This window comes from Bilophila sp. 4_1_30, from assembly GCF_000224655.1.
Classification (GTDB): Bacteria; Desulfobacterota; Desulfovibrionia; order Desulfovibrionales; family Desulfovibrionaceae; genus Bilophila; species Bilophila wadsworthia.
In genome coordinates this window covers 568,844-572,134 of record NZ_JH114232.1, presented here as the reverse complement: position 1 = coordinate 572,134, position 3,291 = coordinate 568,844, and the positions used below count along the sequence as shown (strand labels likewise).

Genomic DNA, 3,291 nt, shown 5'->3' with positions numbered 1-3,291 from the left:
AGCTTTTGCAAAAAGCTCCCTCCCCCCGGCCCCCTCCCGCAAAAACTTCGACGGATGGGGAGGAAACGCGAAAGGAATCCGTTCCGCTCACAGTTTGTAATCCTTTTCTCTTCCCTCCCAAAAACAAGGGCCTGAACAGGTATGTGTTCAGGCTCTTTTCATATCCACAGGGAAAACCGACAAGAGGGATTCGATAAAGTCAAAAGTCTTTGGAAAGGGAGGGATGGGGTTTGGGGAAGGGAGGGAAAAGCTTTTCTCCAGAAAAGTTTTCCCTCCCTTCCCCAATGCCTCTATGCTCTTTGCGCTAACTCAACTTCAACACCGTCATGCCGCCGATGAGCAACACCATGCCGAGCCATGCGCAGGGCTTGAGCCTCTGGCCGAGCAGAAGCCAGCCGCCAATGGACGTTCCGAGGATACCGAAACCGCCCCACATGGCGTAGGCCACCGCGAGATCCATGTCCCGCACGGCGAGCGAAAGCGAGTAAAAGGCCAGCCCGACCATGCCGAGCGAAGCGAACCCCATGAACTTGCGCCGGAACCCCTGCGATTTGGCAAGCAGCAGGTTGGCCACGATATCCAGCAGCGCGGCAACGATCACCGCCAACAACGAAAGCGAAAAGAACGAACTCATGACGCCACCCCCGCCTTGGCGGGACGCTGGGCGGGCCCGCCTTCGGATGTGCCGTGATGGATCAGCAGCGCCCCACCGAGAACCGCCAGCAGTGCGAAGAAGCGTTGCAGGTTCATAGCCTCACCGAGCAGGAACACGCTCACGAGGGTGATCATCGTAAGCCCGAGGCCTTCCCAGAACGCATAGGCGACGCCGATGGGGAGCCCGGTCGCGGCGAGGGCAAGGCAGTAGTATGAAAGCCCGATCAGCGCGAACATGGTCATGAGCCCCGCGTTGGGGCCGAGCAACCAGCCTTCGTGTTGGGACATCTTCATCACCGAGGTTCCGCCCACTTCGAAAACGATGGCACAGAACAAGAAAAACCAATGCTTCACATGCGATACAGAAGACATAGAAAACTCCGTCGTCTTGAGGCGCACACGCGCAAACAGAGCGCGGCGACGCCCGGATAACAAAAAGGGAAAAAACGAAGACGTGCGGAGGGAGACTTAGAGCAGGCTGATCCAAGTCCGTTCGGCTGAGGAGAGGCCGCATTGCAGCCAGCGGGGATAGAGAGCGGATGTCATCATAATAAAAAAAGATAAAACATATTGGCATGGAAGGCAAGGCGGCGTTCCCACGGACGATAAAACGCCCGTGTGCCGGAAACCGAATCTCCCGAGAAAGCGGGACAAGCGACACGGCGGAAAAAAGAGAAAACGAGAACCGACATTTCGAGCGCAACGGCGTGCGGACGTCCTCTTTTTTCCGCCGGAAAAGCTATTCGCCAACCCGCTTGGCGATCCATGAAGCGTGGTTCGGCGGGCCCGCCCCGAGCCCCGGCGCGTACCCGTGGCGCAGGCAATGGTTCAGAAACTTCTGGGCGTGCACGATGGCCTCCCGAATCCCGAGACCAAGCCCCAGATAGGTCGCAATGGCGGCGGACAACGTGCAACCCGTGCCGTGGTTGTTCGAGGTCTTCACTCCGGGCTGCTTCAACGCGATGAGCGGTTCGTCCGGCAGAGCCAGCCAATCCGTGAATTCGGCGTCGGAGGCCGAGCCGAAATGCCCCCCCTTGATGAGGACGGCCTTGGGGCCCATATCGAGGAGCTTGCGCGCGGCGACGTCTATGTCCTTTTCGGAGTCGATCTTCATGTCCGCGAGCAGTTCCGCTTCGGGACGGTTGGGCGTCAGGAGATCGGCCTTGGGCAGAATATGCCAGCGCAAGGCATTGACCGCATCCTCGCGGAGGAGCCGCTGCCCGCTCTGGCTTACGCAGACGGGATCAACCACAAGCGGGAACTCGCGCCCCTGCAATCCGGCTTCGACCGCCTCAATGATTTCAGCGGAGAACAGCATACCGGTCTTGGCCGCGGCGATGGGGAAGCCTTCCCGGACCGTTTTGAGCTGAAGCCCCACAAAGCCCGGTTCCGGGGCATGGATACCCGCGACGCCCACGCCGTTCTGCGCGGTCAGGGCGGTAATGACGCTCATCCCGAACCCGCCGATAACAGTGATGGTTTTGAGGTCGGCCTGAATGCCCGCGCCGCCGCCGGAGTCGGAACCGGCGATGGTGAGGATACATGGAGGAGTAGGCATGGCAAACGCTCCTTTGATGGTGCGATTATCTGTAGAGATCCTTCCCGTCGGGAAACACGGGGCCACCATACCTTCCCTCACCCCGGCGAACAAGCCCCATCCGGTTATTGTTCCGGGTCAGGGCCAAGCCGAACATGACGAGCGTTTCGGAAAGCGGACGCCCGATCAGGAAGGGAAGGCAGCCTTCCGGGATGTTGCCGCGCTCCACGCACAGTTGGCGGAACGAAATATCGTAGCGCACCGTTTCCAGCAGGGCTTCGGTAGCTTCCTTTTCGGCGGGCGTGCCGGGGTTGATCGGCGGCATGACCAGCTTCGCCAGCGGCGCGATACGCGAATAGGCGCACATTTCCTCATAGGCGGGGAACAGGCCGAGCCATTCCTCCGGCGCGCCCACGGCCCGCATCACGTCCGCGCGGGAGGCGCGGTCATGGGCGTACAGATCGGCGATGCCCCGCGTGTCGGAACAGTCCAGCGCACGGCACTGGGAAGGGCGGCGGTCATAAATCGCGCATCCGGCGTCCCGGCCCGGCAGGGCATCCGGCATCCGAACGAGAAAACGGCATTCCCAATCCGTCCGGCCCTTGCCCGGGGCAAGCTTCACACATTCGCCCTCAAGAGGCGTCAGGGTGCCGATCACATCGTCGCGGACCAGTTCGCCAGTACGCAACGTAACCAGATCGGCCATGCCGAACGGAACGGTTCCCTTAGCCGGAGCATCAAGGCGATCGAGCAGGGACAAGTCGTCCCTATGCAGCACCGGCCCCCCGAGGCGGCAACATTGGCCGCAGCGTTTACAGGATGACATCAGAATCCTTCCTTGTTGAACATCTCCCCCGATGGTACGGGACTCCGCCCCCGGCGGCAAGCGCAAGTTCCTTTTGAGGCGGTACAGCGGCGTTGGAGGAGGGATATATTTCAAAGCAACAGCACTCTATTCCCCTCCCAAAAGAAAACGGCCCATCCTCACCTCGGATGGAACCGTCCTCTTTTATCCTAACCTCAACCAATCCCCCTTCAATCCACAGAGAAAACCGACAAGAGGGATTCGATAAGGTCAAAAGTCTTGGGAGTGGAGGGGG

Annotated in this window: 4 protein-coding genes; all 4 read right to left on the bottom strand. The window is 60.2% G+C overall.

What is annotated here, in order from left to right; translation table 11 throughout:
* Nucleotides 1-304: 304 nt before the first annotated feature.
* The 4 genes from mdtI to HMPREF0178_RS09145 all read right to left on the bottom strand — a co-directional run bounded on the left by mdtI (nucleotide 305) and on the right by HMPREF0178_RS09145 (nucleotide 3,017).
* Nucleotides 305-634, bottom strand: coding sequence for a multidrug/spermidine efflux SMR transporter subunit MdtI (mdtI, locus tag HMPREF0178_RS09160; RefSeq protein WP_009380366.1), 330 nt, complete (start codon nucleotides 632-634; stop codon nucleotides 305-307).
* Nucleotides 631-1,026, bottom strand: coding sequence for a multidrug efflux SMR transporter (locus tag HMPREF0178_RS09155; RefSeq protein ID WP_009380364.1), 396 nt, complete (start codon nucleotides 1,024-1,026; stop codon nucleotides 631-633). Before HMPREF0178_RS09155 ends, mdtI begins: the two co-directional genes overlap by 4 nt.
* A gap of 367 nt (nucleotides 1,027-1,393) precedes the next feature.
* Nucleotides 1,394-2,212, bottom strand: coding sequence for a bifunctional hydroxymethylpyrimidine kinase/phosphomethylpyrimidine kinase (gene thiD / locus HMPREF0178_RS09150; protein ID WP_009380362.1), 819 nt, complete (start codon nucleotides 2,210-2,212; stop codon nucleotides 1,394-1,396).
* 25 nt (nucleotides 2,213-2,237) lie between these two features.
* A complete protein-coding gene (locus HMPREF0178_RS09145; protein WP_009380361.1) occupies nucleotides 2,238-3,017 on the bottom strand; it encodes a YkgJ family cysteine cluster protein in 780 nt (259 codons plus the stop codon).
* Nucleotides 3,018-3,291 lie beyond the last annotated feature (274 nt).